At 65.4% G+C, this 1,618-nt stretch carries 2 protein-coding genes; both read right to left on the bottom strand.

Going from position 1 to position 1,618, the window contains the following annotated elements:
- On the bottom strand, positions 1-616 hold a 616-nt coding region (gene map / locus EAW56_RS12055; RefSeq protein WP_122086793.1), incomplete at its 3' end, for a type I methionyl aminopeptidase.
- Between the two features lie 52 nt (positions 617-668).
- Positions 669-1,618: penicillin-binding transpeptidase domain-containing protein (locus EAW56_RS12050; RefSeq protein ID WP_279629706.1), on the bottom strand; the 950-nt coding region annotated here is incomplete at its 5' end.

Here is a 1,618-nt window from a genome sequence, read left to right as displayed (position 1 = left end):
GGCCGGTAAAGTCCGTGACCACGTTGTAGCCGAAGCGCTGCGCGTAGGACTCGATCACGCGGCCGATCACGTTGATCTCGCGGCCAGGCTTTGCCGCCTTGATGCCGCGCATCGTCGCCTTGTACGTGCGCTCGACCAGGTCCCGATGTTCCTGCGACACCTCACCCGCGAGGAAGGTCGCATTCGTATCGCCGTGCACCCCGTTCTTGTACGCCGTGACATCGATGTTGACGATGTCGCCTTCCTCAATCACCGTCGTATCCGGAATCCCGTGGCACACGATCTCATTCAACGACACGCAGCAGGACTTGGTAAACCCGCGGTACCCCAGCGTCGACGGGTACGCGCCGTGGTCGCACATGAACTCGTGCGCAATCCGATCGATCTCATCGGTAGTCACCCCAGGCTCCACCGCCGCGCCGGCCACAGCAAGCGCGTTTGCCGCAATTTTCGACGCCTCGCGCATCCGCTCCACGGTCTCAACCGTCTGCACGAGCGGCTCGCCCACGTTCTCCTGGACGTCGTCCTTCCACGCGTACTCCGGACGCTCGATGTCCTTGGGCACCTTGCGGATCGGTGTCTGCTTTCCTGGCTTCAACTTTCCTCTTGCACTCATGCGCCCCATGGTAGTCCCCAAGTGCGCAAACCCCGATTCGCGCCGACCCGCGTTACGGGTTGAGGTTGTGCAGCATCCGGTCGGTCACCGCGACCGCCGCTTCGGAGCCTCCGCCAAGCACGATGAGGGTGGCAAAGGCGATGTCATCATCGGCCCTGTACCCGGCGAACCAGGAGTGTGAGCCGCCGTTAATCTCCGCCTCACCGGTCTTCCCGCGTATATCCCCGCCGGCGGTCATCCCCGTCGCCGTACCGCCCGGGGCCGTCACGGCCGCCATCATCTGCTGTAGCTGAGCGGCGACTTCCGGAGCCATCGGGCCCACCTGGCCGTCCACTTCCGTTTCCTTCCCCTGGATGAGGAACGGGACCGGCATCTGCCCGTGCGCAGCCGTGGCCGCAACCAGAGCCATGCCGAAGGGGCTCGCCAGATCCAAGCCCTGGCCGTAGCCGGACTCGGTACGGTCCAACGGCTCCTCGCCCTCGGGGATCGACCCAGTGATGGTGTCCAGCCCCGGAATGTTCATGTCCAGCCCGAGCCCGAACTGCTTGCCCGTCTCCTGCAGCTCTCCGGGGGCAAGCTGGGTCGAAATATCGGCAAACGAGGTGTTACAGGAGTGCGCGAACGCGGACTCCAACGAGACGTTGCCCAGGCTGAACCCGGCGTAGTTGGTAACGGTCCTCCCGAACAGGTTCATCGTGCCCGGGCACGGAACCGTTGAACCGGGATTCAGACCCTGCCGCTCCATCCCCGCGGCCGCAGTAATGATCTTGAACGTCGAACCCGGCGGGTACTGCCCCATCGTCGCGACGTTACCGTCCGCGTCGGCAGCGGGGGTCTGAGCCACAGCCAGGATGCCGCCGGTGGACGGGCGGATAGCCACGATCATCGCCTGCTGGCCCGCAACCGGCTCCAGCGCAGACTCGGCTGCCTGCTGCACCCGGTGGTCCAGGCTGATGTGCACGGCGGGCGCAGGCGCGGCGTCTTCGCGCTCCAGCTCCTCGT

The sequence above is a fragment of the Corynebacterium gottingense genome (assembly GCF_003693265.1).
In the GTDB taxonomy this organism is placed as follows: Bacteria; Actinomycetota; Actinomycetes; order Mycobacteriales; family Mycobacteriaceae; genus Corynebacterium; species Corynebacterium gottingense.
The sequence above is the reverse complement of the archived record's forward strand: the minus strand, read 5'-3'. Positions and strand labels throughout refer to the sequence as shown.